The sequence below is a fragment of the Micromonospora citrea genome, from assembly GCF_900090315.1.
GTDB lineage: Bacteria > Actinomycetota > Actinomycetes > Mycobacteriales > Micromonosporaceae > Micromonospora > Micromonospora citrea.
On the sequence record NZ_FMHZ01000002.1, the window covers coordinates 4,021,716 to 4,047,591 of the forward strand.

The 25,876-nt window shown below is 74.6% G+C and carries 23 protein-coding genes and 1 riboswitch; of the genes, 10 read left to right on the forward strand and 13 right to left on the reverse strand.

All coding sequences use genetic code 11. From position 1 onward, the window contains the following. Window position 1: 1 nt before the first annotated feature. Genes GA0070606_RS18445 through GA0070606_RS18465 form a run of 5 tightly spaced genes read right to left on the reverse strand, consistent with a single transcriptional unit; the run spans window position 2 to window position 5,584 of the window. On the reverse strand, window positions 2-727 hold the full coding sequence (locus GA0070606_RS18445) for a GTP-binding protein (RefSeq protein ID WP_091101833.1): 726 nt from the start codon (window positions 725-727) through the stop codon (window positions 2-4). Continuing rightward, the gene (locus tag GA0070606_RS18450; RefSeq protein ID WP_091101836.1) at window positions 705-1,178 is read right to left on the reverse strand and encodes a DUF742 domain-containing protein; all 474 of its coding nucleotides are present in this window, start codon (window positions 1,176-1,178) and stop codon (window positions 705-707) included. The genes GA0070606_RS18445 and GA0070606_RS18450 overlap by 23 nt, the downstream gene beginning before the upstream one ends. Next, complete coding sequence (locus GA0070606_RS18455; protein ID WP_091101840.1) at window positions 1,175-1,639, reverse strand: roadblock/LC7 domain-containing protein; 465 nt, start codon at window positions 1,637-1,639, stop codon at window positions 1,175-1,177. Before GA0070606_RS18455 ends, GA0070606_RS18450 begins: the two co-directional genes overlap by 4 nt. Further along, complete coding sequence (locus GA0070606_RS18460; protein ID WP_091101845.1) at window positions 1,636-4,419, reverse strand: sensor histidine kinase; 2,784 nt, start codon at window positions 4,417-4,419, stop codon at window positions 1,636-1,638. The genes GA0070606_RS18455 and GA0070606_RS18460 overlap by 4 nt, the downstream gene beginning before the upstream one ends. Next, window positions 4,406-5,584, reverse strand: coding sequence for a hypothetical protein (locus tag GA0070606_RS18465; protein WP_091101849.1), 1,179 nt, complete (start codon window positions 5,582-5,584; stop codon window positions 4,406-4,408). The genes GA0070606_RS18460 and GA0070606_RS18465 overlap by 14 nt, the downstream gene beginning before the upstream one ends. Window positions 5,585-5,959: 375 nt before the next feature. Here GA0070606_RS18465 and GA0070606_RS18470 point away from each other — a divergent pair, with 375 nt between their 5' ends. Both GA0070606_RS18470 and GA0070606_RS18475 read left to right on the forward strand, forming a co-directional pair. Continuing rightward, window positions 5,960-8,824, forward strand: coding sequence for an alpha/beta fold hydrolase (locus GA0070606_RS18470; protein ID WP_091101853.1), 2,865 nt, complete (start codon window positions 5,960-5,962; stop codon window positions 8,822-8,824). Beyond that, window positions 8,821-9,696 (forward strand): ABC transporter permease, encoded by an 876-nt coding sequence (locus GA0070606_RS18475; protein WP_091101857.1) that lies wholly within the window; start codon window positions 8,821-8,823, stop codon window positions 9,694-9,696. Before GA0070606_RS18470 ends, GA0070606_RS18475 begins: the two co-directional genes overlap by 4 nt. 12 nt (window positions 9,697-9,708) lie before the next feature. Here GA0070606_RS18475 and GA0070606_RS18480 read toward each other — a convergent pair whose 3' ends face one another. Next, window positions 9,709-10,344, reverse strand: a complete 636-nt coding sequence (locus tag GA0070606_RS18480) for a DUF4232 domain-containing protein (RefSeq protein WP_245724735.1) — start codon at window positions 10,342-10,344, stop codon at window positions 9,709-9,711. Between the two features lie 234 nt (window positions 10,345-10,578). Between GA0070606_RS18480 and GA0070606_RS18485 the strand changes: the two genes are divergently transcribed. Then, on the forward strand, window positions 10,579-11,778 hold the full coding sequence (locus tag GA0070606_RS18485; RefSeq protein WP_091101863.1) for a hypothetical protein: 1,200 nt from the start codon (window positions 10,579-10,581) through the stop codon (window positions 11,776-11,778). A 79-nt stretch (window positions 11,779-11,857) separates the two neighbouring features. Here GA0070606_RS18485 and GA0070606_RS18490 read toward each other — a convergent pair whose 3' ends face one another. Together GA0070606_RS18490 and GA0070606_RS18495 are read right to left on the reverse strand one after the other, a co-directional pair. After that, window positions 11,858-12,226 carry a hypothetical protein gene (locus GA0070606_RS18490; protein WP_091101867.1) on the reverse strand — a complete coding sequence of 123 codons (369 nt, stop codon included), beginning with the start codon at window positions 12,224-12,226 and terminating at the stop codon, window positions 11,858-11,860. Between the two features lie 60 nt (window positions 12,227-12,286). Next, the gene (locus GA0070606_RS18495) at window positions 12,287-12,943 is read right to left on the reverse strand and encodes a hypothetical protein (RefSeq protein ID WP_091101871.1); all 657 of its coding nucleotides are present in this window, start codon (window positions 12,941-12,943) and stop codon (window positions 12,287-12,289) included. 185 nt (window positions 12,944-13,128) lie between these two features. On the opposite strand from GA0070606_RS18495, the gene GA0070606_RS18500 reads away from it, so the two are divergent. Both GA0070606_RS18500 and thrC read left to right on the forward strand, forming a co-directional pair. Further along, complete coding sequence (locus tag GA0070606_RS18500) at window positions 13,129-13,557, forward strand: DoxX family protein (protein WP_091101875.1); 429 nt, start codon at window positions 13,129-13,131, stop codon at window positions 13,555-13,557. 135 nt (window positions 13,558-13,692) lie between these two features. Then, a riboswitch (SAM riboswitch) is annotated at window positions 13,693-13,828 on the forward strand. A gap of 10 nt (window positions 13,829-13,838) precedes the next feature. After that, window positions 13,839-15,125: a threonine synthase gene (gene thrC / locus GA0070606_RS18505; RefSeq protein WP_091101878.1), complete on the forward strand. Its 1,287-nt coding sequence runs from the start codon at window positions 13,839-13,841 to the stop codon at window positions 15,123-15,125. A 188-nt stretch (window positions 15,126-15,313) separates the two neighbouring features. Here thrC and GA0070606_RS18510 read toward each other — a convergent pair whose 3' ends face one another. Continuing rightward, window positions 15,314-16,303, reverse strand: coding sequence for a LysR family transcriptional regulator (locus GA0070606_RS18510; protein WP_091101883.1), 990 nt, complete (start codon window positions 16,301-16,303; stop codon window positions 15,314-15,316). A gap of 227 nt (window positions 16,304-16,530) precedes the next feature. On the opposite strand from GA0070606_RS18510, the gene GA0070606_RS18515 reads away from it, so the two are divergent. Together GA0070606_RS18515 and paaN are read left to right on the forward strand one after the other, a co-directional pair. After that, on the forward strand, window positions 16,531-17,043 hold the full coding sequence (locus tag GA0070606_RS18515; protein WP_091101887.1) for a hypothetical protein: 513 nt from the start codon (window positions 16,531-16,533) through the stop codon (window positions 17,041-17,043). Window positions 17,044-17,522: 479 nt separating this feature from the next. Continuing rightward, window positions 17,523-19,196 carry a phenylacetic acid degradation protein PaaN gene (paaN, locus tag GA0070606_RS18520; protein ID WP_176737357.1) on the forward strand — a complete coding sequence of 558 codons (1,674 nt, stop codon included), beginning with the start codon at window positions 17,523-17,525 and terminating at the stop codon, window positions 19,194-19,196. A gap of 172 nt (window positions 19,197-19,368) precedes the next feature. On the opposite strand, the gene GA0070606_RS18525 is transcribed toward paaN, so the two are convergent. Further along, entirely contained in the window at window positions 19,369-19,929 is a 561-nt protein-coding gene (locus GA0070606_RS18525; protein WP_091101892.1) for a GNAT family N-acetyltransferase, read from the reverse strand. 209 nt (window positions 19,930-20,138) lie between these two features. Here GA0070606_RS18525 and GA0070606_RS18530 point away from each other — a divergent pair, with 209 nt between their 5' ends. From GA0070606_RS18530 to groL, 3 genes are all read left to right on the forward strand, one after another. Then, window positions 20,139-20,342, forward strand: a complete 204-nt coding sequence (locus GA0070606_RS18530; protein WP_013288855.1) for a cold-shock protein — start codon at window positions 20,139-20,141, stop codon at window positions 20,340-20,342. Window positions 20,343-20,544: 202 nt separating this feature from the next. Further along, on the forward strand, window positions 20,545-21,894 hold the full coding sequence (locus tag GA0070606_RS18535; RefSeq protein ID WP_091101896.1) for a hypothetical protein: 1,350 nt from the start codon (window positions 20,545-20,547) through the stop codon (window positions 21,892-21,894). Between the two features lie 274 nt (window positions 21,895-22,168). After that, complete coding sequence (gene groL, locus GA0070606_RS18540) at window positions 22,169-23,791, forward strand: chaperonin GroEL (protein WP_091101900.1); 1,623 nt, start codon at window positions 22,169-22,171, stop codon at window positions 23,789-23,791. A 58-nt stretch (window positions 23,792-23,849) separates the two neighbouring features. Here the strand turns inward: groL and GA0070606_RS18545 are convergent, their stop codons facing one another. From GA0070606_RS18545 to GA0070606_RS18555, 3 genes are all read right to left on the reverse strand, one after another. Continuing rightward, window positions 23,850-24,047: a hypothetical protein gene (locus GA0070606_RS18545; protein ID WP_091101903.1), complete on the reverse strand. Its 198-nt coding sequence runs from the start codon at window positions 24,045-24,047 to the stop codon at window positions 23,850-23,852. A gap of 92 nt (window positions 24,048-24,139) precedes the next feature. Further along, entirely contained in the window at window positions 24,140-25,069 is a 930-nt protein-coding gene (locus GA0070606_RS18550) for a GNAT family N-acetyltransferase (protein WP_091101907.1), read from the reverse strand. A 105-nt stretch (window positions 25,070-25,174) separates the two neighbouring features. Then, window positions 25,175-25,843 (reverse strand): ArsR/SmtB family transcription factor, encoded by a 669-nt coding sequence (locus tag GA0070606_RS18555; protein ID WP_091101910.1) that lies wholly within the window; start codon window positions 25,841-25,843, stop codon window positions 25,175-25,177. Between the last annotated feature and the right edge of the window lie 33 nt (window positions 25,844-25,876).

Below are 25,876 nucleotides of genomic sequence, written 5' to 3' on the forward strand. Positions count from 1 at the left end.
TTCAGGCCTTCCTCTCCCGGGTGGCCCGGTCCAGCGCGCGGTCGAGGACGACCAGCAGGGCGTCCCGCACCGACAGCCGCTCCCGGGCGTCGAACCGCACCACGGGCACGTGGTCGCCGACGGCCAGCGCCCACCGGATCGCGTCCAGGTCGTGGGCCAGCCGCCCGTCGAACGCGTTCACCCCGACCACGAAGGGCAGGCCGGCCCGTTCGAAGAAGTCGATCGCCGGATAGCAGTCGTCCAGGCGGGCGCTGTCGACCACGACGAGGGCACCGAGCGCGCCCCGGGCCAGGTCGTCCCACATGAAGCCGAACCGGGCCTGCCCCGGGGTGCCGAACAGGTACAGCTTCAGGCTGCGGTCGATGGTGACGCAGCCGAAGTCCATCGCCACCGTGGTGGTGGTCTTCGCGGTGCGCGCGCCGGGGTCGTCGACGCCGATCCCGGCGCTGGTCATCTCCGCCTCGGTGGTCAGCGGGGCGATCTCGGAGATCGCGCCGACCGTGGTGGTCTTGCCGACCCCGAAGCCGCCGGCGACGAGGATCTTGACCGGGACCGGCGGCGCGGCGACCGGCGCGGGGTCCGCCCCCGGCGTGCCGGGCGGCGGGGGCACGGCCCTACCGACGGCGGGCGACGGGCCCGCCGGAGAGCCGTACCGGGCGGTGGCGCTGTTGGCGGCGACGCCGCCCAGCGGGGCGACCGGCCATTCAGGAGATCGCACGGAGTCCATCCATCACTCGCAGGATGATGTCGGGGTCGAGGGCGTCGGCGGCGTCGTGCACGTCGAGGTGGCCGGCGGCGCGGAGGTCACCGACCAGCACCCGCGTCACGCCGAAGTGCAGCCGCGTCCGGGCGGAGATCTCGGCGACCGAGATCGGCTGGTCGCAGAGCGCGACGATCGCCTGCAACTCGGGCGCCAGCCGGGTGAGCGGGGTGGCCCACTCGGCCGCCAGCCGGGCGGTCACCTGGGTCTCCAGCCCGATCGCCGGGTCGGCGCCGGCCACCCGCCCGGCGGTGAGCACGAACGGGCGGGGCCCCGCCGGCTCGTCCGGCTCGGGTTCCGGCCCGGCCGGCACCGCCGGCAGGCCGGGCCGGGCGGAATCCGGGGACGACCGCAGGTAGGGGCGGATCCGGACCGTCGGCTCCGGGTCCGGTTCCTCACCGGCGACCTCCGGGGTCATTGCTGGACGGCGTTCTTCAACTCGGCGATCAGCTTCGGCGTGAGCGCGCCCCCGGCCCGACCGGCGAAGAGCGTCATCTCGTACGCGACCGTGCCGAGGTTCGCGGACCGGTCGGCGACGACGCCGAGCACCGACCCGCTGCTGATCGCGCTGATCAGCAGGTACCCCTCGGCCATGTCCACGATCACCCGGTTCAGCCCGCCGAGGGCGTACCAGCTCGCGGCCCCGCCGGCGAGGCTCGTCATGCCGGAGACCACCGCCGCCAGCCGCTCCGCGTTGGACCGGTCCTTGATCGCCGACATGGCCATCAGCAGCCCGTCGGAGGAGACCGCGATCGCCTCCAGCACCCCGGCGGTGCTGGAGGTGAAGGAGTCCAGCAGCCAGTTGAAGGTGCGCGCCTCCGGGCTGAGGTCCCCCGGCACCGGGTGGTCGACGTCGTCGTGCGGGAAGGGGCTGGTCACCGTGATGATCCCTCTTCGTAGCGGCGGTCATGGACTTCACGCAGAGCACGGGCGACGCCCGCCTCGTACGCGGTGAGCAGGTCACGGACCTCGGCCGGGTCGCCCGGGTCCGGGCTGGTCGGCGGGCTGGCCGGGCACGCGGTCAGGTTCGCCCCGGGCACCCGCCGGGTCAGGGCGGTACGGGCCGGGCCGGCCGGGGGACGACTCAGCTCGGCCCGGCGTACGCCGGACTCGACGGCCTCGACCAGGGCGCGGGCCGCGGCCGGGTCGTCGGCCGCGGCGCCCGTCCGGGCGGGCGGCGGACCGCCCGGAGGCAGGTTGGCGCCCGGCACGCGCTGCCGGATGCCCGCCCCGGAGAGACCCGCCGGCGCGGCGGTCCGGGGCGCCCCGGCGACGCCGGCCGGCCCCGCGGCCTCCGGCGTCGCGAGGTCCGCCCCGGCGACCTGCGGCCCGTCGCCGGCGGGCCCGTCCGGGCCCACCGGGGTGCGGCGGTCGCGGGCGGGCACGGCTGCGCGGGCCTCGGCGGCCTGCGGCCCGGCGCCGAACGCGTTCCAGGGCTCGCCGGACTCCATCGTCCGGGTGGCGCGGCTGAGCAGCGCCGCGTCGAACCCGGGCACGGCGCCGTCCGGGGCCACCCCGACCGCCGTGCCGGCGGGGGCCGGCCGGCCGTCGAGCGCGCCGACCGGCCCGGCCGGAGTGGCCTGGGCGGTCGGCACCGCCGGAGCGGCCGGAGTGGCCTGGGCGGTCGGCACCGCCGGAGCGGCCGGAGCGGCCGGAGCGGTCGGCACCGCCGGAGCGGTCGGCACCGTCTGGGCGGTCGGTACCGTCTGGGCGGTCGGCACCGCCGGCGCGACGAGGGCGGTGGGTGCCGCCGGGGTGCGGCGGTCGCGGGCGGGCACGGTGGCGCGGGCCACGGCCGCCCCGGGCCGCTCGACGTGGTGGACGACCAGCGCCGCCCGCGGCACGTCCAGGTGCGCGGTGACCCCGCCGCCGGCGGTCGGGGCGAGCGCCACCGTCCAGCCGTGCCGGCGGGCGAGCCGGCCCACCACGAAGAGCCCCAGCACCTCGGTCGGGGCGAGGTCGAGCCGCTCCCGCCGGGTGAGTCGGGCGTTCTCCTCGGCCAGCCGCTCCCGGGTCATGCCGATGCCCCGGTCCACCACGCTGAGCCGGGCGCCGGAACCCGTCGGCTCCCCGCCCACGGTGACGCGGGTGTGCGGCGGGGAGAACACGGTGGCGTTCTCCATCAGCTCGGCCAGCGCCAGGACGAGATCGCCGACGACGCCGGGCGCCACCGAGAAGCCCGGCGGGACCTGCACGTCGACCCGGGTGTAGTCCTCGATCTCGCCGAGCGCCAGGCGGACCACGTCGCCGAGCGGCACCGGCGCCACGTGCGGGTCCGCGCCGGCCGAGCCGGAGAGCACGACCAGGCTGCCGGCGTTGCGGCGCAGCCGGCTGGAGATGTGGTCGAGCCGGTAGAGGTCCTCCAGCCGGCCGGCGTCGGTCTCCTGCTGCTCCAGCCGGTCGATCAGCGCGATCTGCCGGCCGACGAGGTTCTGCGTACGGCGGCCGACGTGGCCGAACATCTGCGCCACGTTGCGCCGGCCGGCCGCCTGCCGCTCGACCAGCCGGGCCGCGGTGCTCTGCACCCGGTCGAAGGCCCGGGCCAGGTCCCCGATCTCGTCGCGGGCCCGCACGTCCACCGGGTCGAGCCGGACCGGCGCGGGGCTCTCGGCCTCGTCGTCGACGACCCGGGTCAGCTCCGCCTCGGCGACCCGGGCGACCCGGTCGGCCGAGCGGGTGAGCCGGGTCAGCGGCCGGGCCACCGTGCGGGCGACGGCCGCGCCGAGCAGCACCACCCCGGCCAGGACCAGCAGGGCCGTCCAGCCGACGAGGTGCGCGGCGGTCAGCGCGCGCCGACGCTGGCTGGTCACCTCGGCGATGACGTCCGCGACGACCTTCTTCTCGATGAACTGCCCGAGCGTGATCATCGACCGGACCGACGGGAACAACGCGTCCAGCGACACGTTCCGGATCGCGCCGGCCGGGTCGAGCACGCTGGTGGTGAGGAAGTCGGCGCTGGTCCGGGCGGCCACCGCCGCGTCGGTGAGCGCCGCCAGTTCGAGCTGCTCGGCCGTGCCGAGGCTGCGGAACCGCTGGGTGTCCACCCGGAGCGCCGCCATGCAGGCGACGAACGAGGCGGTCGCCCGGGGGGCGCCGGTCGCCTTGACCAGCACGATCAGGGTGGCGCAGGCGCTGAGCCCCTCGTCGGCGCGGAGCAGCCCGTCCAGGGCCAGCACCTGCCGCCCGGCGGCCGTGTCGGTGTCCACGTCGAACGGCAGCCGCAGCGACTCGATCAGCGCCCGGTTGACCGGCCCGTACGCGTCCATGATCTGGTCGGGGGTGGCGGTCCCGGCGAGCACGGCGGCCCGCAGGTCGGTCAGGCCGCGTACGCCGTCCAGGGCGCCGGTGACCCGCGGCGGCAGCCGGTCGGCCCGCAGGTCGGCGACCCGGTCGTCCACGGTGGCGGTGCGCTGTACGAGTTCGGTGCGGGCGACCCGGCCGAGCAGCAGCCCCACGGAGAGGACGCGCTCCTGTTGCAGGTCCTGCACCAGGGTGCCGATCCGGCTGGCCACGCGGACCCGGTCGGCGATCTCCCCGGCCCGCTGCGCGGTGGTCACCCGGTCGAGCACCACCGGGACGGCGAGCACCACCGTGCTGAGCAGCGGAATGACGACGAGCAGCGCGAGCTTGCCCCGGATCCGCAGCCTACCGAGGAGCATCGTGGGGCCCCCAGTGCGCGCCGGGCTCCCGGACCGGCCCGACCGGCTGGAGCCGGCGCGGTTCCCCGTGCGACGGCGGCTGCCACGGGGCCTCCTCCGGCGGGGTGTCGGAGCCCTCCCGCTCGCGCCGGCTCTCCGCCGCCCGCCGCCGGGCCCGCCGGGCGGCGGCGAGCCACACCGCGCCGAGCGCCCCCCACAGCAGGACGGCCAGCGCGCCGGCGACGACCGTGAGCCAGCGGTCCCGGCCCAGGCCGCCGGCCCGCTCCGCGAGCAGGGCGTCGAGTTCGCCCAGGATGACCGGCTGGAGCTGCCGGGCGGCGGCCTGCGCGTCGAGCCGGGCGCCGGCCACCTGGGCCGGGTCGACCACGCCGCTGCGGCCGGCCGGCGCGGAGTGGGCCGCCAGCGCCTCGACGGCGCGCTGGTAGGTGTCGAGCGGGGTCAGCACGTTCGGGCCCAGGTCGGCGCTCTCCGAGCTGTCCACCGCCGCCCGCAGGTCGGTGACCAGGTCGCCGGCCGGGGCGAGGGCCGCCACCCGCAGGGCCGCCAGCTCGGCGGCGGTGCGGTCCCGCTCGGCGGCGGGGCGGCGGGCGGCGAGCACCGTCAGGTCGGCCAGCCGTCCGGTCGCCACCACCGCCTCGGGCAGGTCCCGCCCGGCGCCGTCCTGGAGGAAGAAGGAGTCCGACCGGGGGTCGCGGACCAGCCCGGAGGTCTCCCGGACCTTGCGATGCAGCTCCAGCAGCAGGTCGGTGACCTCGCCGTACGCGTCGAAGGCCGCCTCCGGGTCGGCCGGGACGCGGTCGCCCAGCGCCTCGATCTTGGCCCGCAGCCCGGCCCAGCGTTCCCGGCTGCGCAGCTCGTCGCCGATCCGCGCGTCGACCGAGGCGGCGGCCTCGACCGCGCGGGTCAGCGGCGCGCCGGCGACGGGCCGGGCGGCGACGGCGGCGGACTGGGCGTCCACCAGGGCGTCGGTGACCGGGGCGAGGGCCCGCAGGTACTCCACGCCGAGCCGTTCCCGGGCGGCCAGGTCCCGGTCGTCCGCCGTGAGCCGCCAGGACTGGGCGAACAGCAGGGCCAGCGGCGCGAGCAGGCCGACGAGGAGGAGCAGCGGCAGTACGCGGCCCGCCGCGGACGGCCGCCGTGCGCCCTGCGGCGCGGGGACTGTCATGGTCTGTCTCCTCCGGCGGGAGCGGGGGACTGCGGGGGTGTCGGGTATCGACGGTGAAGTCCCGTGCACCGGACCGGAAAACTAACCGACCCGCGAGTTGCTGTTCTTGCCGTGGAACAGTCAGCTTTGCGTCATGAAGCGCGATGTGACCGTACGTCCGGTCGGTGGCCACGCTACGTACCCCGGCGGGGAGCGACATGGATGGATCGGAGCGGATATCCGCGGAACATCGGAATTCACGTGATCCGAATTCATCTCTCCGGGACGGTCTGGACCCGCGGCGGTCGAACGGGTCCGGCCGCCGATCGGATCAGCCGGACGGACGTACGGAGGATCTCAGCCAACGCTCAGGGTCCGGGCCGTACCGTGTGCCGCATGAGATCGCCGTCGTCGGCCGCGTGGATCCGGCGTGCCCTGCCCACCCGCCGCCGCGCGGTCGCCGCGACGGCGGTCGTCGTGCTGCTCGCCGCCGCCGTGACCTGGGCGGTGGTGCCGCGGGAGCCGGCCGTGCGCACCGAGGCGGCGATCGTGAACGTCGCCTCCGGGCCGGCGGGGGACGAGCACGTCGACCTGGACACCACGCTCTACCTGCCCGAGGACGCCTCGGCGGCCGACCGGGTGCCGGCGGTGCTGCTGGCGCACGGGTTCGGCGGCACCAAGGAGTCCGTACGCGCCGACGCCGAGGAGTTCGCCGGGCGCGGGTACGCGGTGCTCACCTGGACCGCGCGGGGCTTCGGCCGCAGCGGCGGGCAGATCCACCTGGACCATCCCGACTACGAGGTGCGCGACGCCCAACGGTTGCTGGACTGGCTCGCCGACCGCCCCGAGATCCGCACCGACGCCGACGGTGACCCGAGGGTCGGCGTCGTCGGCGGCTCGTACGGCGGTGCCCTGGCGCTGCTGCTCGCCGCGCAGGACCAGCGCGTCGACGCGATCGTCCCGATGATCACCTGGAACGACCTGTCCCGCTCCTTCCTGCCGGAGAGCACCGGGAAGCAGCCCACCGACGGCGTGTTCAAGTCCGGCTGGGCCGGCCTGTTCTTCGGCGGCGGCGGCAACGTCGGCTCCGGGCCGGCCGGGCTCTCCGGGACCGGCGCCGCGCAGCCCGAGGGGGCGCCCGCCTCCGCCGGCCCGCCCAGCCCGGGGCCCGGCGCCGGCCCGGGCACCGGCCCCGGACCCGCCCCGGCCAGGGCCGCTGACCCGGCGTGCGGGCGGTTCGCTGCCGACATCTGCGCCGCGTACCTGCGGATCGCCACCACAGGCCGGGCCGACCAGGCCGCCGTGGACCTGCTGCGTCGCTCCAGCCCGGCCGGGGTGCTCGACCGGATCAAGGCGCCGACCCTGCTGGTGCAGGGCGCGGCGGACACCCTCTTCCCGCTCGGCGAGGCGGACGCCAACGCGCGCGGCATCGCCGCCGCCGGCACCCCCGTCCGGGTGGCCTGGTTCACCGGCGGGCACGACGGCGGCGAGGGCCCGAAGACCGACTCGGACCGGGTGAAGTTCCTGACCGTGCAGTGGCTCGACCACTACGTCAAGGGCGAGGGCGCGGCCCCGGGCGACGACTTCACCTTCTCGCGCATCGCCGGCTTCGACGCCCTCGACCGGGGCCTGGTGGCGACCGGCTACCGCACCGCCGACTACCCGGGCGTCGCCGGCACGGCCCGCCGGGACGTACCGGTCGCCGGGCCGGCCCAGCCGGTCGCCAACCCGCCGGCCGGCAACCCGGCCGCCATCTCCTCGGTGCCCTTCGCCGGTGAGCTGTCGGCGCTGCTCGGCGGCGTGGCGGGGGACATCCCCGGCCAGCACGCCCGGTTCGAGTCGGCGCCGCTGACCGAGGCGGTGGACGTGGTCGGCGCACCGACCGTCGACATCCGGGCGGCGTCGCCGACCGGCGAGGCGGTGCTCTTCGTCAAGCTCTACGACGTCGACCCACAGGGCGCGGCCACCCTGCCCAACGGCCTGGTCGCCCCGGTCCGGCTCACCGGCCTGCCGGCGACCGTCGACGCGGCGCGGCCGGTCACCGTCACCCTGCCGGCGATCGTCCGCCGGATCGAGACCGGGCACCGGCTGCGCGTGGTCGTGGCGACCTCCGACCAGGCGTACGCCACCCCGGTCGAACCGGCCGTGCACACCGTCGCGGCCACCGGCGCGGTGAGCCTGCCGACCGTCGCCGGCGACCCGATCCCCACCACCGCGACGGTGTGGCGCTGGGTGCTGGCCGGGCTGGTCGCCGCGATCGCCGTCGGGCTCGTGGTGGTCGTCGCCGTGGCCCGCCGCCGGCACCGCCGCCAGGACAGCTCCGTCCACCCGGCGTACGCGGGCGTCCCGCTGGCCGTGCGGCAGCTCCGCAAGGAGTACGCCGACGGCTTCGTCGCCGTCTCCAACGTGGACTTCGAGGTGCACCCCGGCCAGGTGGTCGGCCTGCTGGGCCCGAACGGCGCGGGCAAGACCACCACGCTGCGGGTGCTGATGGGGCTGACCCAGCCCACGGCCGGCGAGATCTACGTCTTCGGCCACCGGCTGGTGCCGGGCTCCCCGGTGCTGTCCCGGATCGGCGCGCTGGTCGAGGGGCCGGGCTTCCTGCCGCACCTGTCCGGCCTTGCGAACCTGAAGGCGTACTGGCGGGCCACCGGGCGGCGGGCCGAGGACGCGCACTTCGACGAGGCCCTGGAGATCGCCGGCCTGGGCGCCTCCGTGCACCGGAAGATCAAGAACTACAGCCACGGCATGCGGCAGCGCCTCGCCATCGCGCAGGCCATGCTGGGCCTGCCCGAGCTGCTGGTGCTCGACGAACCGACCGACGGGCTCGACCCGCCGCAGATCGCCGAGATGCGCCGGGTGCTCCAGCGCTACGCCACCGACGGCCGGGCGGTGCTGGTCTCCAGCCACCTGTTGGCCGAGGTGGAGCAGACCTGCACGCACGCGGTGGTGGTCAACAAGGGCCGCATCGTCGCCTCCGGCCCCGTCGAGGAGATCGTCGGCGAGTCGCCGAGCGTGCTCTTCGACGTGACCGACCCGGAGGCCGCCCGCGCGGTGCTGGACGGCCTGCACGGGGTGCGCGTGCTCCCCGACGGCGAGGGGCAGCTCGTGGTGGACACCAACGGCACCGCCCGCAGCGAGGTGGTCGCCGAGCTGGTCCGGGCCGGCATCGGGGTGGACCGGGTGGTGCCGCGGCGCCGCCTGGAGGACGCGTTCCTCGCCCTGGTGGGCGACAACTCTCGGGGAAGCGGGGACCGATGATGGCGGGCACGTCACCCACGGCGGGCGCGGCGGCCGGCTACCGGCCGTCGGCCACCCTGCCGTTCGGCGCCGAGTTCCGGCGGCAGGCCTCCCGGCGGCGTACGCAGCTCGCCCTCGGGTTCATGGTCCTGCTGCCGTTGATCATCCTGATCGCGTTCCAGTTCGACACGGGCGACGACGACGACAACGGGCGCGGGGAGTTCGGCAGCCTGGTCGAGTTCGCCACGTCGGGCGGGCTGAACTTCACCCTCTTCACCATCTTCGTCTCGGCGTCGTTCCTGCTGGTCGTGGTGGTGGCGCTGTTCTGCGGGGACACGGTGGCCAGCGAGGCGAGCTGGGGCAGCCTGCGCTACCTGCTGGCGATCCCGGTGCCCCGGGCCCGGCTGCTGACGGTGAAGCTGCTCGTCGCGCTCGTCTACTCGGGGCTCGCGCTGCTGCTGCTCGCCGGGACCGCCCTGCTGATCGGCACGCTGCGCTACGGCTGGGAGCCGCTGCGCAGCACCGTGGCGGCCCAGCTCGAACCGGGCGAGGGGCTGCTGCGGCTGCTGGGCGTGCTCGGCTACCTGGCCGTCGTACTCCTGGTGGTGGCCGGCCTGGCGTTCCTGCTGTCGGTGGTGACGGACGCCGCGCTCGGCGCGGTCGGCGGCGCGGTGCTGCTCTGGATCCTCTCCAGCATCCTCGACCAGATCACCGCCCTCGGCGCGCTGCGCGCGTTCCTGCCGACGCACTACAGCACCGCGTGGCTCGGGCTGTTGTCGACGCCCGTGCAGACCGACGACGTGGTACGCGGCGCGATCTCCGCGATCAGCTACGCGACGCTGTTCTGGGGGCTGGCGTTCTGGCGGTTCACCCGCAAGGACGTGACCAGCTGACGGCCGGGCGACTCACAGCAGCGGCGGCACCGGGCTGCTCGACCCCGGGCCGCCCGGCTGCGAGGTGTCCGGCCGCGGCCCGGTCGGCGTCGCCGGCGGGTCGGCCGACTTCGTCCAGGCGCTGACCCCGATCCGACCCGTGTTGCCGAGGTCGATCGGTCCGTCCAGGCCGACGACCTGCTCGGGCCGGCCGGCGGCGGGGGCGACCTCCAGGCGCTCGCCGTTGGTGGCGACGACCGTCGGATCGTCGACCAGATTGCGCCAGAGCACGGCGGCACCGGCCCGCTCGCCGGGCCGCAGGATCAGCGGCCGGGGCGGCGCGTCGAAGCCCGACGTGATCCCCTTGGCCCCGTTGATCACCCGGACCGGTATCGGGTTGCCGTCGCCGTCGTGCAGACGCAGCACGGGGTAACCGTTCAGCGGGTAGGGCTGCGTGCCGCAGTTGACCAGCTCCAGCCCGAGGGCGCGCAGACCCATCGCGGCGCTGGAGCCCGGCGAACTGATCCGGACGCCCGACTCCGGGCACCCGATGGGGGCGCTCCCGGAATCCGGCGTCGGCGCGCCCGCTCTCGGCACGGTGCCCGGTGCCGGATCCACCGGCGGCGGTTCGGTCGCGGAGCAGCCGCCGAGCAGGACGAGGCCGGTCATCGCGACGCCGACCGTCCGTGCCGGAACTCCGCCGCGCGGACGTGATGCGGGTCGGTGCGCGGGGGCTGCCATCGCCCGATCATCGCACCCACCGATGCCCCGCCGGCCCCCGGTCCGGCGGCAGGGCCGATGGTCGCTGCCCGCGCGCGCGGGCCGGCCGCTCGTCGGGCGCGGGCCCGGGAGACGCGGAAATTCCGTCTGTGAGGGCGTGGTGCCCGTGAGTGAGAATCGGGTATGGCCACTCCGTCCGCCGTGCCGCAGCCCGAGCCGCCCGCCGAGCCGTCGCCCGCGCCACCGGCTCGGCCGTCCCCGTCCGAGCCGCCACCCGCCTCGCAGGCCGTGCCCCCGCCGGTGTCGGAGGCCGCGCCGGGACCGTCGTCGCGACCGGCGTCGCAGGCCGGGCCGTCACCCGCGCCGCAGTCGGGGCGACGGTCCGAGCCGCGCGCCCTGGTCGTGCTGGCCGACGAACGCCTGCCCGGGTTTCGCGGGCTTCCGCCGGGGCAGCGTGCGGTGTACGTGACCGTCGCCGCCATCGTGGTCGTGCTCGGCGTCCTGTCGGCCTACCATGCCAACGCGCTGCTGGACCGGTCGACGGCCACCGATCGGGCCCGCTCGGACAGGCAGGCCCAGCAGGCGGTCGACCGTGAGCAGCCCGCGTTCGTGGCCACCGTAACCCCCCTCGACTACGACCGGGACCTGCCCGAGGCCTTCACCGTGCTGCTCGACCGGCCGCTGACCGAGGGCGAGCAGGCCACCCTCACCGCCCTGACCGGCGGCGGTTCGGACGTGTGGGAGTTCCTGAAGCCGCTCGGCGGCCGGATGGTCGAGCGCGCGTCCTACGTGGCCCCGCGGGAGGACGGCAACGAGAATCGCGGGCACGCCCAGACGTTCGACCTCAACCTCAACAGCGACCGCGCCGCCGGGCTCACGATCAACGACATGACCGCGGTCAAGGACTCGTGCCACGCGCCCACGGCGCAGACCGTCGTCACCATTCCTCCGGCGGGCGCGGAGCCTCGGCAGGGCCTGCTGTGGGACCTGACCGGCGGGCCGACGGACGAGCCGCACGGCCCGTACACCCTGGCCGACGGTGAGCCGGAGGAGGGCCAGCTGTACTTCCGTCGCAACGTCGTCGAGCTGGGCAACGGTCAGTCGAACATGGCGTTCCGCGTCCAGCCGGAGGTGTCCACCCACACGTGCGAGTGGCACATCGTCGCCTCCTACACCGACACGACCGGCTCGCACCAGCAACGCATCCCGAGCGGCACCGGCACGTTCACCACCGAGGCCATTCCGTCGCAGCCCGTCCAGTACTTCGAACGCCCTCCGGGCCCGGGGTGGGGCTGCCTCGGCGAGGTGGACCAGCGGAACTGCCCGGCCACCGGATCCGTACAGCTCCCGAGGCCGCCGGCCCACCGGCCGGTCCCGGGCTGAGCCGTGTGCTCCTTGCGGCGGGGCCGGGACGATCGACGGGCCCGGAGCCCGCGGAACGGCGGTGCGTCGGGTGCCCGGGTCAGTGCCGGCCGGCGGTGGCGCGCCGGACCGCCTCGGCGGCGGCCAGCCGCCCGGCCGCCCGGTTGATCGCCGCCGACGAGTCCACGTCGTGCACCAGGATGCGGCGCAGCACGACCCGGACCGGGGGCGGCTGCCCGCCGCAGAGGCGGGCCAGCTCGGTCCGCATCCCGTCGGCGAAGCCGTCGACGCACTCCTGGCGCAGGTCGGCCGGGCCGGGCGGTCGCCCGTCGAACCGGGTGGTGAAGGCGTACGCCGGATGCGGCTCGACGTCGGCGAGCACGATGGCGATCCCGCCGCAGGCCGTCTGGGTGCCGTGCCGCACGTGCAACGCCCGGATGGGCGTCGTCCAGTCCGGCCGGTCGCTCATCGTTTGATCATCGCACCGGCCGCCCGCTCGCGGGCCCTGCCCAGGCGACGGCGCTCACGTTCAGGAGCGGTACGGGGCGTCGGTGTGGCCGCGCTCGGTCAGCGACGTGCCCGAGAGCTGGTAGGAGGCGGTGCGCCGGATGTTCAGCTCGGCCATCGCGCTGTCCGGCGTCCGGGTCAGGTAGACGACCGTCGCCCTGCCGTCGCGCACGCTCACGCTCGTCACCGGGGTGCGGTCGCCGAGGTCGGTCTGCGCCTGGTAGGCCGGGTCGCCGCCGACGTTCCGCCAGACGGCGAGGGTGAAGAAGCTGCCGCTGCCGCCGCCGTTGAGCATGACCACGCCGACCGCGTCGTCCGCGCCGTCGCCGTCGAGGTCGCCGATCGCGCAGGGCTTCTGCAATTCGACGGTCGAGCCGTCCCCGCCCGCCCAGCGACCCCCGGCGAGCGGGATCGGGTCCGCGTACCCCCGGAAGCGGACCTGCCGGCTGCCGACCTCGGCGCTGCGCAGGTCGGCGCAGGTGAGCCGGTCTGCCGGCCGGGCCGTGCGGCGCGGGGTCGGGGTCGCCCGGGTGGCGTCGCCGTCGATGTCCTTCGCCGAGGTGGCGGGCCGGTCGGCGGACCGGTTGCGCTTCTTCCGGCTGCCGGAGGAGCAGGCGGAGGTGAAGACCAGCAGGCAGGCCATGGAGAGTGCCACCACCGGGACGAGCTTGCGGCGCATCGTGCGATCCCTTTCCGTCTATGTGCCAGCACCGTAACGGGTCGACGCCAATGGTCGCGGCGCGGTGTCGAAGGTGGAGTGTCAGAGCTGTGGGAGCGTTCCCACGAAGAGGGAATCGATCGACATGGTCGAATGGGTGCGGGCATTCTGGGAGCCCGTTCGTCGTCCTGATCGGAGGTGCCCGAATGCTCGCTGACCGTATCGGCGGCCCGGCCCTGTCCCTGTTCCGCGCCGTCGTCGGACTGCTCTTCCTCTGCCACGGCCTGGCCTCGCTCTTCGGGATCCTCGGTGGGAACCGGGGCACGGGCGAGGCGGTCCCGCTGGGCGAGTGGCCGGGCTGGTGGGCCGCGCTGATCCAGGCGGTCTGCGGCGGCCTCGTGCTCGTCGGCCTCCTGACCCGCCCGGCGGCCGTCCTGGCGTCCGGCTCGATGGCCTACGCGTACTTCGTGGTGCACCAACCCGACGCGCTGCTCCCGCTGCGCAACGGCGGCGAGCTGGCCGTCCTGTTCTGCTGGTCGTTCCTGCTGATCGCGGTGTTCGGGCCCGGCGCCTGGGCGGTCGACACCGCGCTGCGCGCCCGCCGCGCCGCCGAGCCGCGCTCGGTGACGGTCTAGGCGCGGAAGACCGGGCCCCGGGGCGGCCTCGCCGACGGCCGGGTCGCCCGACGGAGCCGCCGGCCGGGTTCACACCGTGGGAACCCGACTCGGCGGGCCCCGTGGTTGCGCTTAGACTCGACGGCACAACTGCATACCTCATCCAGAGGGGCTGAGGGATACGGCCCGACGACGCCCCGGCAACCACCCCGCGCGCTCACCGCAGAGCGACCGGCGGGGCAGGTGCCAATTCCGTCCCCGCCGCAGAGCGCGATGCGGGGAAAGATGAGAGGAATCTCGACATGACGTCGACGCTTGCCCCCTCCGGCATCGACACGACCGCCAGCCCCGCCCGCGCCCTCGTCTGCCGCGCCTGTTCGGCCCGCTACCCGCTGGCCGCCCAGCACGCCTGCCACGAGTGCTTCGGGCCGCTGGAGGTCGACTACGACTCCGCCGCGCTGGCGAAGGTCACCCGGGAGCAGATCGAGGCCGGCCCGCAGAACATCTGGCGGTACGCGGCGCTGCTGCCCGCCGGCCAGGACCCGGCCACCCGCGTCACCCTCGACCCGGGCCTCACCCCGCTGGTCGCCGCCCCGCACCTCGCGGCCGAGCTGGGCATCACCGCTCCGCTCTGGGTCAAGGACGACAGCGCCAACCCCACCCACTCGTTCAAGGACCGGGTGGTCTCGGTGGCGCTGACCGCCGCCCGGGCGCTCGGCTTCAGCCGCTACGCCTGCGCCTCCACCGGAAACCTCGCCAACTCGGTCGCCGCCCACGCCGCCCGGGCCGGGGTGCCGTCGGTGGTCTTCATCCCCAGCGACCTGGAGCAGGGCAAGGTCGTCACCACCGCCGTCTACGGCGGCGAGCTGGTCGCCATCGACGGCTCGTACGACGACGTGAACCGGCTCTGCGGCGAGCTGGTGGAGACGGACGAGTTCGAGGACACGGCGTTCGTGAACGTCAACGTGCGCCCCTACTACGCCGAGGGCTCCAAGACGCTCGGCTACGAGGTGGCCGAGCAGCTCGGCTGGCGGATCCCGGCCCAGGTGGTGATCCCGATGGCCTCCGGCGAGCTGCTCACCAAGATCGACAAGGCGTTCGCCGAGCTGGTCGAGATCGGCCTGGTGGAGGCGCCGGCCGGCGGCTGGAAGGTCTTCGGCGCGCAGTCGGCCGGCTGCAACCCGATCGCCGCCGCCCTGCACGCCGACACCGACACGATCACCCCGGTCAAGCCGACGGGCATCGCCAAGTCGCTGAACATCGGCGACCCGGCCGCCGGCCTCTACGCGCTGGAGGCGGTGCGCCGCACCGGGGGCTGGATGGAGTACGTCGACGACGACGAGATCCGCGCCGGCATCGGGCTGCTGGCCCGCACCACCGGCGTCTTCGCCGAGACGGCCGGCGGGGTGACCGTGGCGGTGCTGCGCAAGCTCGTCGAGTCCGGCCGGCTCGACCCGGCCGCCGAGACCGTCGTCTTCAACACCGGCGAGGGCCTCAAGACCCTCGACGCGGTCGCCGGTCGGGTCGGCCCGACCCACCGGATCAAGCCCTCCCTGCGCGCCGCCCGCGACGCCGGCCTCCTCGGCTGAGCCCCGCCACGGCGGCCGGGCCTGCCCGTCACGGCGGCCGGCCTGCCATGGCGGCCTGGGCCTGCCCGTCACGGCGGCCGGGCGCCGCTCTGGTCGACCCGGACGGGGGCCGTGCGCCACCGATCCGGCCGGTCATCCGGTGCGGGCAGGCCACCGGTCCGGCTCCGGCCGGCACCGCCCGGCGTGGCTCAGCCGTGGGCCCGGCCGGCTCCGGCACCGGTCACACGGCCCGGGCCGATGACGGCCGCCTCGCCCGGCCTGTCGCCGGCTGGCGTGGACACGTCGCGCAGGCGGCGCGCGACCGTCGACGCGACCTGACGGAAGGCGAGGACGGCGGCTCGGCGATCGTGACGTCGGGCGGCCACGACGAAGGGCACCGGGGGGATCTCGGACAGTTCCACGAAGCGCAGGTCGGCCAGGGGCGAGAGCCCGCGTGCCGTGCGGGGGCCGACGGCCACCACCGACGGGTCCTGGAGGATCAGGTACGCCATCTCCGCCGGTGAGGTGACAGTGACCCCGCGCTGCCGGGGCGGGCGGCCGCCGCGGTGTTCGTTGAGCAGCCAGTAGTCCCGGATCGTGGGCACGTCCTCGATCCGGGGCATGGCCAGCGTGAGCACCTCGGCGAGCGGCACCGCCGCCCCGGCGTCGGCCAGGGGGTGTCGGGCGCTCAACGCGAGCACGCGCGGCTCGGTGGTCAGCACCGTCCACTCGTGCCGTTCGGGATCCAGCGGCAACCGGGTGAGCGCCACGTCGATGCGGTCCTCCAGCAGGGCGGTGTACAGCCCGCCGACGGTCAGCTCGCGGAGGACCAGACGCACCTCGGAGGCGGCCCGCTGCCAGGCGGGCAGGATCGACGCGACGAGGTCGGCGGCCCCGCCGGTGCTGAAGCCGACGCGGAGCGTGCCACCGCCCGTGCCGATGGCGTCCCGGGCCGCCCGTACGCCGTCGGCGACCCCGACCACGGCCCGCTGGGCCGGCTCGAGCAGCGCGGTCCCGGCCTCGGTCAGCCGGACGCCCGCCGGCTCCCGGTGGAACAGCGGCGCGCGCACCGACCGCTCCAGGGCGCGGATCTGTTGGCTCAGCGTCGGCTGGCTGACGTGCAGCAGCGCGGCGGCGCGGGTGAAGGACCGCTCCTCGGCGACAGCGAGGAAGTACCGGAGCTGCCGTAGTTCCACCATGATCGTCCCCCCTGTCCGCCCTGCGGGCGATGACGATCAGAAGATCTACCACCACTCATAGGCGCGTCCTATGGCCCATCGTTGTCGCGTCTTGGACAGCCGTCCCGCCCCCGCCGAAGAATTTGCGGGCGGCCGCACCGGCACCCGCCGAGGATCCACGGGCCGCCTGCCACGTCGGCGACGAACGACGCCGGCCGCGACCACCGGCCGGCACGAAAGGGGTTTCCATGAACGCAGCACCGGCCCGCGTCACCCGGGCGGCCTTGACCGCCGTCACCATGCTGGCCGCCTCCCTCGGTGTGGTGGGCCTCGGCGCCACTCCGGCGGCGGCCGGGACGCAGGACAAGTACACCGTCACAAAGTGGTCGAACAGCTTCGACGGTGGCTGCGTCGCGGAGTCGACCGTGAGCTACTGGCCCGGCACCGACACCGCGTCGATCACCACCACTGTCAGCAACCCGTACCTGTTCGCGGCCTGCCGGGTGAACACCCGCCTGTACGTGCAGGGCACCTCGACCCAGTGGAACAGCGCCGTCCACTACACGATGGCGTGCGGGATCACCGACACGAGTTGCTCGTCGACCCGGACCGTGAGCGGCACCTACTACTCCGCCACGCCGAGCCTGACGGCGTACGTGGACAGCGTCAACGACGCGCTCGAGGCGATGGGTCAGGAGCGGTCGTTCACCCGGAAGAAGGCGGTCGAGTCGATCTCGATCGAGTTCAGCAAGGCGGCCTGACGCGGTGGGCGAACGGGGGAGGGCGACTCGCCCGGACGGGGGAGCGGGGCGATCCGCCGGGTAACTGGCTTTTCGCTGTGAGTGCGGAAAACGCGCCGACAAGGACTTGACGGCAGGAACCGGACGGCGCAAGATGCTCCGTGCGGGAGGGCGTTTCGCCGGAGACTTTGAGTTCTTGCGACCCAACGCCGGAGGCGTTGTGCGAGCGTCCCTCCCGACCAACGTCCGAACGGGCCAGCGGCAGATCCGCTGGCCCGTTCGTCGTTCTCGACGCGCCCCCCGAGAGTTCCTGACGCGCCCTCCGCGCGATGGCCGGCGCGATCGCGTCGATCCCGGCGGCGGCCGCACCGCCGGCCGACGACCAGCGACGACGGGCAGCCCGGCGTGCGTCCCGTCGTCGCCGACCGACCGGCGGCCGACGATCTGAGTTGTGACACGCCCCTACTGATCCTGATGCTTCCTGTTGCATGATGGCGGGCATGACGGAGACCCCGCACCCCCTGTACGCCAGGCACGCCGACACCCTCACCCGGGCGCTGACCGCCATCACGGAGCGCGGGTACTGGTCCGCCTACCCCGAGTCGCCCAGCCCTCGGGTCTACGGCGAGACCGCCGCCGCCGACGGCAAGGCCGCCTTCGAGGCCCACCTCGGCGGTGACTTCCCCCTCGACCAGCCGGGCTCCGGCGACCGGGTCGCCACCGAGTCCAGCCCGTTCGGCGTCGAGCTGGACGTCCGCTACCCGCACGCCGGCGCCGACGAACTGGTCGCCGCCGCGACCGCCGCCCTGCCCGGCTGGCGCGACGCCGGCCCGCAGGCCCGGGCGGGCGTCTGCCTGGAGATCCTGGACCGGCTGCACAAGCACATCTTCGAGCTGGCCAACGCGGTGCAGTTCACCAGCGGCCAGGCGTTCGTGATGGCCTTCCAGGCCGGTGGCGCGCACGCGCTGGACCGCGCGTTGGAGGCGATCGCCTACGCGTACGCGGAGATGACCCGGCACCCGGGGACGGCGGGCTGGGAGAAGGCGGCGGGCAAGGGCGACCCGCTGCGGATGACCAAGACCTTCCACGTGGTGCCCCGCGGGGTCGCGCTGGTGATCGGCTGCAACACGTTCCCGACCTGGAACTCGTACCCGGGCCTGTTCGCCTCGCTGGTCACCGGCAACCCGGTGGTGGTCAAGCCGCACCCGCGTGCCGTGCTGCCGCTGGCGATCACCGTGAAGTACGCCCGGGAGGTGCTCGCCGAGGCCGGCTTCGACCCGAACCTGGTGCTGCTCGCCCCCGAGGCCCCCGGCGAGAAGCTCGCCTCCACGCTGGCCCTGCACCCGGCCGTGAAGATCGTCGACTTCACCGGCTCCACCGAGTACGGCGACTGGCTGGAGGCCAACGCCCGGCAGGCGGCGGTCTACACCGAGAAGGCCGGCCTGAACACGGTGGTGATCGACTCCACCGACGACTTCGCCGGCATGTGCCGCAACCTCGGCTTCACACTGACCCTCTACAGCGGCCAGATGTGCACCACCTCGCAGAACATCCTGATCCCCCGCGACGGCATCGCCACCGACCAGGGGCACAAGAGCTTCGACGAGGTGGCCGGCGGGATCGCCGCCGCCGTCGGCAAGCTCACCGCCGACCCGGCGCGCGGGGTGGAGCTCACCGGCGCCATCGTCAACGACGGGGTGCTGGAGCGCCTCGACGAGGTCACCAAGGTCGGCGAGGCGGTGCTGGAGTCGCGTACGGTCGAGCACCCGGCCTTCCCCGGCGCGGTGGTCCGCACGCCGACGCTGGTGAAGCTGGCGGCCGACGACACGGCGACCTACTCGAAGGAGTGGTTCGGGCCGATCTCGTTCGCCATCGCCACCGACTCCACGGCCCACAGCCTGGAGATCCTGCGGTCCACGGTCGGCGAGAAGGGCGCGCTCACGGCGGCGGTCTACTCCACCGACGAGGCCGTCCTCGACGCGGCCGAGGGGGCGGCGATCGAGGTCGGGGTGCACCTGTCCTGCAACCTGACCGGCGGGGTCTTCGTCAACCAGTCGGCGGCCTTCTCGGACTTCCACGGCAGCGGCGCCAACGCGGCGGCCAACGCTGCGCTCACCGACGGCGCCTACGTGGCCAACCGGTTCCGCGTCGTGCAGTCCCGTCGGCACGCCTGAGTCTCTCCGGTCGGGTTTCCGGGCGGCCCGTCCCGCTCCGGGTTGTCCGGCTCGCCCTCACCCGGGGCGCGCCGCCCCGGAAACCCTCCGTGTCATCCGACGCTCCGACTCCGGCCCCGGGTGTGTGTCGATCCGGGGGCGCCGCCCCGGGTGGCGTTCGCGGCGAGCCGGGTCAGGCGGGGCGGCGCATCTGGAGTTCGGTGAGCGCCGGGACGGTGGGGTGCGGGACGCGCACCCCGGTGTCGACGAAGCCCAGCCGCTGATAGGCGCGGTAGGCCCGGTCGTTGCCGACGACCACCTCCAGCATCAGCTCGGGCCGGCCGTACGCCCGGGACCAGGCGGCCACCGCCTCGACGAGGTCGCCGAGCAGGCCGGTGCCTCGCCAGGACGGGGTGACGTAGACGGCGTAGACGACGGTCAGCCCGGGCTCGTCGGGGGTCACCGTGCCGCCGGCGTGCCCGACCAGCCGGCCGCCCGGGTCCGCCACGAACTGCGCCGTGCCCGCGCCGGTCGACACGTGCGCGATCCGGGCCGCGTAGTCGGCGTGCGGCCGGGCCGCCGCGTCGGCGAGGGTCTCCAGGAACGCCAGCGGCGCGTCGGCCAGCATCTCCAGCCGCAGCGCGCGCATCCGGGCCGCGTCGTCCGGCCGGATCCGCCGGACCTCCACCGGCCCGGCCCCGGCCCGCCGGAGGTCTGCCGGCCCCCGGCCCGGCGCGTCCGGCCTGCTCGTCATGCCGCATGCCTACCACAACGATGGTCACCGATGTCGTCGGATCGGAATATGCCCGATTTGTGGTCGTGCGCCGCCGTCACGCCTCGTGTAGCGTGCGATTTCGGTCACCGATTCAGCGGCCCTCGCGATCGCCGATTCGGTGGTCCTCCGGTGCCGGTCCGCCGGTACTCCGGGGTCGTGGAACGCCGCGCAGAGTGAGGAAGTGCACCGTGGCACAGGGCACCGTGAAGTGGTTCAACGCCGAGAAGGGCTACGGCTTCATCGCCGTCGACGGCGGTCAGGACGTGTTCGTCCACTTCTCCGCGATCGAGATGGACGGCTACAAGGCGCTGGACGACGGCCAGCGGGTGGAGTTCGAGATCGCCCAGGGCCAGAAGGGGCCCCAGGCCGAGCGCGTACGCGTCATCGCCTGACCCGCCGCCTGCCACGGGCCGGCCTGCCGGGCGGGGCGGACCGTCCCGCCGCGCCAGAGGCCGTCGGCCGCGGACGGGCCGCTGCCCGACGCCGACGGCTTCCCCGGCGACGGGCGGATCGGTCCGCGCGGGGCCGGGCTGCGCCCGGGGCGCGCGGGCAGGAAAGATCGTGGACCGTTCCAGCCGTCGCTGAGGAGGGTCCATGTCCGACCAGCCGCCCCAGGCCACCCCGCCCCCGGGAGCCCCCGATCCCGCCGCGGGGCAGGCCGGCGATCCGACCGCCCCGCCGCCGGTCGCGCCCACGCCGCCGTCGACCGACGGGCCGCAGTTCGCGCCCACGCCGCCATCGACAGTCGGGGATGCGCAGGTTGCGCCCACGCCGCCCTCGGCAGTCGGGGATGCGCCGGGTGCGCCCACGTCGCCGCCGTCCGACGGCTCGCCCGCCGCCGCCGCGCCGGCCGGGGACGCGTCCCCGTCGGTCGGTGCGGCGTCCCCGGCGGCCGGGATGCCGGGCTCGACGCCCACGGGGGACGCGGCGGGCGCGCAGCAGCCGCAGGGCTGGGTCCTCCCGCCCACCGGCGGATTTCCGGCTGGCGCCGGCCCCTACGGCGGGCAGCCGTGGTATCCGGGCGCGCCGGTCGTGTATCCCGGGGCTCAGTTCGCCTATCCCGGGCAGCAGCCGGGCCACGGGTGGTACCCGCCGGGCATCGACCCGGCCGACCCGCTGGTGACCCCGCCCGGGGGCGGCGTGAGCGGCTGGTTCGACCGGTGCGTCGGCGCGGTGCGCCGGGGCTGGCGGCTGCTGCTGCCCATCCTGCTGCTCACCCAGGTGCTGCCGGCGGTGGTGGTCTCGGTGGTCACGCTGGTCCTCGACCCGACCGCGAAGTGGGAGGAGTCGACGGCCGACGACCCCACCGCGCTGCCCGACACCTTCCTGGCCGACACGGGCCTCCTGCTCGCCGTGGTGCTCGGCAGCGCCCTCGTCTTCGGCCTGGTGCAGAGCCTCGGCTGGGCGGCCGGCACCTGGGTGGTCACCCGGCAGGCGGCCGGTGAGCCGGTGAGCCTGGGCGCCGCCCTGGCGTACGGGGCGCGCCGGGCGCTCGGCCTCTGGGGCTGGACCCTGGTGATGAGCCTGATCATCGGGCTCGGGATCTGTTTCTGCGTCATCCCCGGCATCTACTTCGCGTTCGCGCTGAGCATGGCCGGCCCGGTCTACCTCTTCGAGCGGCAGCACCCGATCGGCCGCTCGTACCGGATGTTCCACGACCGGCTGGGGATGCTGCTCGGCCGGGTGGCGCTCGTCGCGGCGGCCGTGATCGTCGGCAGCGGGGCGGCCGGCATGGTCGAGGGCGTCGGGTCGCTGCCGTTCGGCACCACCCCGCTGGAGTCGGCGGGCACGGCGGTGGGCGTGCTCGCGGTGACGCTGGTCGGCGGCGTGCTGGCCCTGCCGGCGCACCTCGCCCAACTCGTCGGGCTCGTCGTCACGTACGCGGAGCAGCGCGTCCAGGAGGGCCCGGTGGACAGCGCGCGGCTGGCCGGTGAACTCGGCTGACGGGGGCGGGCGTGCTTGCACTCGGCAGGGGAGAGTGCTAAACAAGTCATTGGCACTCGCATACCGTGAGTGCCAATGGTCGGGGCGGTAGGGCCACGGCCGCACGGGCGTCCACACGCCGGTGCGGCACATGGCCGGTCGTCGCGGGCTATCCGGCCCGGCCGAGGAGACGTCGCCGTCGCCAGGTGGCGACGTCCCAAGGTGCGTACACCAGGCGGCCCATCCGGGACACACACTCCGGGTGGCCCGTGAGTGTCCAGGAGGACAACGCCGTATGGCCAAGATGATCGCGTTCGACGAAGAGGCGCGCCGCGGCCTCGAGCGGGGCATGAACCAGCTCGCCGACGCCGTGAAGGTGACCCTCGGCCCCAAGGGCCGCAACGTCGTGCTGGAGAAGAAGTGGGGTGCCCCCACCATCACCAACGATGGTGTGAGCATCGCCAAGGAGATCGAGCTCGAGGACCCCTACGAGAAGATCGGCGCCGAGCTGGTCAAGGAGGTCGCCAAGAAGACCGACGACGTGGCCGGTGACGGCACGACGACGGCGACCGTCCTGGCCCAGGCCCTCGTCCGCGAGGGTCTGCGCAACGTGGCCGCCGGCGCCAACCCGATGGCCCTGAAGCGGGGCATCGAGGCTGCCGTGGCCAGCGTCTCGGAGGAGCTGTCCAAGCTCGCCAAGGACGTCGAGACCAAGGAGCAGATCGCCTCCACCGCCTCCATCTCCGCCGGTGACAGCACCGTCGGCGAGATCATCGCCGAGGCGATGGACAAGGTCGGCAAGGAAGGCGTCATCACCGTCGAGGAGAGCAACACCTTCGGGCTGGAGCTGGAGCTCACCGAGGGTATGCGCTTCGACAAGGGCTACATCTCGGCCTACTTCATGACCGACCCGGAGCGCATGGAGGCCGTCTTCGACGACCCCTACCTCCTGATCGTCAACAGCAAGATCTCGTCGGTCAAGGACCTGCTCCCGATCCTGGAGAAGGTCATGCAGTCGGGCAAGCCGCTGCTGATCATCGCCGAGGACATCGAGGGCGAGGCCCTGGCCACCCTGGTCGTCAACAAGGTCCGGGGCACCTTCAAGTCGGTCGCCGTCAAGGCGCCGGGCTTCGGTGACCGCCGCAAGGCCATGCTGGCCGACATCGCCATCCTCACCGGTGGCCAGGTCATCAGCGAGGAGGTCGGCCTCAAGCTGGACGCCGTCGGCCTCGACATGCTGGGCCGCGCCCGCAAGGTCGTGGTGACCAAGGACGAGACCACCATCGTCGACGGCGCCGGTGACGCCGAGCAGATCCAGGGCCGGGTCAACCAGATCCGGGCCGAGATCGACAAGAGCGACTCCGACTACGACCGCGAGAAGCTGCAGGAGCGGCTGGCCAAGCTGGCCGGCGGCGTCGCGGTGATCAAGGTCGGCGCGGCCACCGAGGTCGAGCTGAAGGAGCGCAAGCACCGCATCGAGGACGCCGTCCGCAACGCGAAGGCCGCCGTCGAGGAGGGCATCGTCCCGGGTGGTGGCGTCGCGCTGGTGCAGGCCGGCAAGACCGCCTTCGACAAGCTGGACCTGACCGGCGACGAGGCGACCGGCGCGCAGATCGTCAAGATCGCGCTGGACGCCCCGCTGCGGCAGATCGCCGTCAACGCCGGCCTCGAGGGTGGCGTGGTCGTCGAGCACGTCCGCAACCTCGACCCGGGTCACGGCCTCAACGCCGCCAACGGCGAGTACGTCGACCTGCTGGCCGCGGGCATCATCGACCCGGCCAAGGTGACCCGCTCGGCGCTGCAGAACGCCTCGTCGATCGCGGCGCTCTTCCTCACCACCGAGGCCGTCGTGGCGGACAAGCCGGAGAAGACCCCGGCCGCCCCGGCTGGTCCGGGTGGCGGGGACATGGACTTCTGAGTCCGGTTCCACCACGCCGAAAGGGGCGGGCCGCGTCAGCGGTCCGCCCCTTTCCGCGTCAGGTCGGCAGCGGCCGTTGGTTGCGCCTCTTCTGCGCCCGGCCGTACGGCTGCGGGATCTGGACCGGCTCGTCGACCAGGGCCACCGGCTCGTCGGCGGGCTCGTCGGCGCCGGTCATCTCGGCCTCCTGCTCGGCGTCGCCGTAGTCGAGCCGGTCGAACGGCAACGGGCCGGGGCGTTCGTCGTCCGTGGTCATGGCTGCCTCCTCTACCGAAACGGTAGGGGGCGTCGATCAGCGACGGGGGCGAATGGGGTTATCGACGTCCATATCCCCTTCGCCCTTCCGTGTCACCCTGCGAGCGTCCTGCGGTACAGGAAGAAGACCCGTTCGATCCGGGCACCGACGCTGCCCGAGTAGAACGGCACCGGCCCGACCCAGCCGATCTGCGCCGCCGTCACGCCCGCCGCCCGCTGGTCGCGCAGGCAGCGGCGCAGCAGCACGCCGCCGATCCCCGAGCCCTCCGCCGCCGGGGCGGTGCCCATCGGGCCGAACCAGCTCGGCCGCGACGACCCGTACGCGGCGAAGCCCAGCACCTCGCCGTCGCGTTCGGCCAGGTGGCAGCCCGCCCCCTCCCGGCCCACCGAGCCGGCCAGTTCGGCGTCCCAGGCGCCGCCGAAGGTGGCGCGGGCGAACTGCGTCAACGCCGGCAGGTCGGCCGGCTCCGCCCGCCGTACCGTCACGCCCCGCGCGGCCAGCCGCTCCTCCGCGGGGGCCGTCGCGCGCAGGGCGGGGCTTCCGTCGTACGACAGGTCGGCGGTCATGTTCCAGGCCGTCCGGTCCCGGGTGTACCCGAGCGCCGACGCCGCGCAGACGGCCGGGGTGTAGCGCACGTCGATGCCCGGCCACGCGTAGTACGGCGGATTGCCGGCCAGCAGCACCTCCACCGCGCCGAGCCCGGCGAGCCGCGCCTCGGCGACCCCCACCAGCGCGCGCCCGACGCCCTGCCGCCGCTGGTCCGGCGCCACCGCGATCAGGTCGACGTGTCCACGGGCGTCGCCGTCGCCGGCGGCGAGGGAGCCGACGAGCGTGCCGACGAGGCGCCCCTGCCGGTACGCGCCCCACGCGACCACCGGGCGGTGGGCGGCGGCCCGCGTCCAGAGGGTGTCCACGATGGCCGGCGCCTCGGCGGCGTCCTCCGGCAGGTCCAGCGCCCGCCCGCACAGTTCCACCACGGCGGGCCGCTGGTCCGGCCCCAGCTCGACGATCTCCAGGTCCATGGACGCCGACCCTAGATCACCGGGGCGTTTCTGTTAAGAATGGGACCTGTCGGCGCGGTCCGCCACGTTGACCCGCCACGACGCGCTCACCGCCGGTCCGCCAGCTCACCGCCGGTCCGCCAGCTCGGCTCCGGCGTCGGCCTCGGCTCCGGCGTCGGCCTTGGGCGCGGCGTCGGCCTCGACCTCGGCGTCGGGATCGGGATCGGGATCGGGATCGGGGAGGGTGGGCGCGTTCGTCGGGTAGAGGCCCGCGACGAACCCGTAGACCTGCTCGCCGGAGCGGGGGATCTGGGCGAAGCGACGGGCCAGCGCCTGCACCTCGGCCCAGAACGCCCGCACCTCCTCGACGGGGATGCGGGCGTGGACAAGAGTGCAGCGCAGCTCGTCGGCGGCGTGCGCCGCGGCGGACTCGGCGACGGCCTCCGCCAGCCCGTTGACGGCGGTCGCGACCCGCTTGTCCTCGGGGCGAGTGAGCGCGCCGATGTAGTACGTGCGGGCGACCCGGCCGTAGTAGCGCTCGTCGATCGCCCGCACCCGCCGGGTCCGCACCACCCGGAGGAGGCCAGCGTCGACGAGAGCGTTCACGTGGTAGGCGACGCTGCTCTTGGGCCGGTCGACCGCCCGCGCCAGCTCGGTCACCGTGGCGGCCCGCTCCAGCACCAGTTCCAGCAGCGTGGCGCGCAGGGGATCGGCCAGGGCGCGTAGCTGCGCGGGCTCGGTGACCACGAGCATCTCGTCGAGGTCGTAGTCGGGGATGCGCTCAATGCTCGACATTTTTCGACCGTTCTAGAATAATGGACCATTCGA

What these genes read in the sequence shown, in the direction of transcription:
- GA0070606_RS18535 (WP_091101896.1), top strand. Translation starts at nt 20,545, where the DNA reads ATGTCCGACCAGCCGCCCCAGGCCACCCCGCCCCCGGGAGCCCCCGAT.
- GA0070606_RS18485 (WP_091101863.1), top strand. Translation starts at nt 10,579, where the DNA reads ATGGCCACTCCGTCCGCCGTGCCGCAGCCCGAGCCGCCCGCCGAGCCG.
- paaN (WP_176737357.1), top strand. Translation starts at nt 17,523, where the DNA reads ATGACGGAGACCCCGCACCCCCTGTACGCCAGGCACGCCGACACCCTC.
- GA0070606_RS18515 (WP_091101887.1), top strand. Translation starts at nt 16,531, where the DNA reads ATGAACGCAGCACCGGCCCGCGTCACCCGGGCGGCCTTGACCGCCGTC.
- GA0070606_RS18480 (WP_245724735.1), bottom strand. Translation starts at nt 10,344, where the DNA reads ATGACCGGCCTCGTCCTGCTCGGCGGCTGCTCCGCGACCGAACCGCCG.
- thrC (WP_091101878.1), top strand. Translation starts at nt 13,839, where the DNA reads ATGACGTCGACGCTTGCCCCCTCCGGCATCGACACGACCGCCAGCCCC.
- GA0070606_RS18450 (WP_091101836.1), bottom strand. Translation starts at nt 1,178, where the DNA reads ATGACCCCGGAGGTCGCCGGTGAGGAACCGGACCCGGAGCCGACGGTC.
- GA0070606_RS18475 (WP_091101857.1), top strand. Translation starts at nt 8,821, where the DNA reads ATGATGGCGGGCACGTCACCCACGGCGGGCGCGGCGGCCGGCTACCGG.
- GA0070606_RS18495 (WP_091101871.1), bottom strand. Translation starts at nt 12,943, where the DNA reads ATGCGCCGCAAGCTCGTCCCGGTGGTGGCACTCTCCATGGCCTGCCTG.
- GA0070606_RS18465 (WP_091101849.1), bottom strand. Translation starts at nt 5,584, where the DNA reads ATGACAGTCCCCGCGCCGCAGGGCGCACGGCGGCCGTCCGCGGCGGGC.
- GA0070606_RS18550 (WP_091101907.1), bottom strand. Translation starts at nt 25,069, where the DNA reads ATGGACCTGGAGATCGTCGAGCTGGGGCCGGACCAGCGGCCCGCCGTG.
- GA0070606_RS18525 (WP_091101892.1), bottom strand. Translation starts at nt 19,929, where the DNA reads ATGACGAGCAGGCCGGACGCGCCGGGCCGGGGGCCGGCAGACCTCCGG.
- GA0070606_RS18555 (WP_091101910.1), bottom strand. Translation starts at nt 25,843, where the DNA reads ATGTCGAGCATTGAGCGCATCCCCGACTACGACCTCGACGAGATGCTC.
- GA0070606_RS18490 (WP_091101867.1), bottom strand. Translation starts at nt 12,226, where the DNA reads ATGAGCGACCGGCCGGACTGGACGACGCCCATCCGGGCGTTGCACGTG.
- GA0070606_RS18460 (WP_091101845.1), bottom strand. Translation starts at nt 4,419, where the DNA reads ATGCTCCTCGGTAGGCTGCGGATCCGGGGCAAGCTCGCGCTGCTCGTC.
- groL (WP_091101900.1), top strand. Translation starts at nt 22,169, where the DNA reads ATGGCCAAGATGATCGCGTTCGACGAAGAGGCGCGCCGCGGCCTCGAG.
- GA0070606_RS18445 (WP_091101833.1), bottom strand. Translation starts at nt 727, where the DNA reads ATGGACTCCGTGCGATCTCCTGAATGGCCGGTCGCCCCGCTGGGCGGC.
- GA0070606_RS18500 (WP_091101875.1), top strand. Translation starts at nt 13,129, where the DNA reads ATGCTCGCTGACCGTATCGGCGGCCCGGCCCTGTCCCTGTTCCGCGCC.
- GA0070606_RS18510 (WP_091101883.1), bottom strand. Translation starts at nt 16,303, where the DNA reads ATGGTGGAACTACGGCAGCTCCGGTACTTCCTCGCTGTCGCCGAGGAG.
- GA0070606_RS18545 (WP_091101903.1), bottom strand. Translation starts at nt 24,047, where the DNA reads ATGACCACGGACGACGAACGCCCCGGCCCGTTGCCGTTCGACCGGCTC.
- GA0070606_RS18470 (WP_091101853.1), top strand. Translation starts at nt 5,960, where the DNA reads ATGAGATCGCCGTCGTCGGCCGCGTGGATCCGGCGTGCCCTGCCCACC.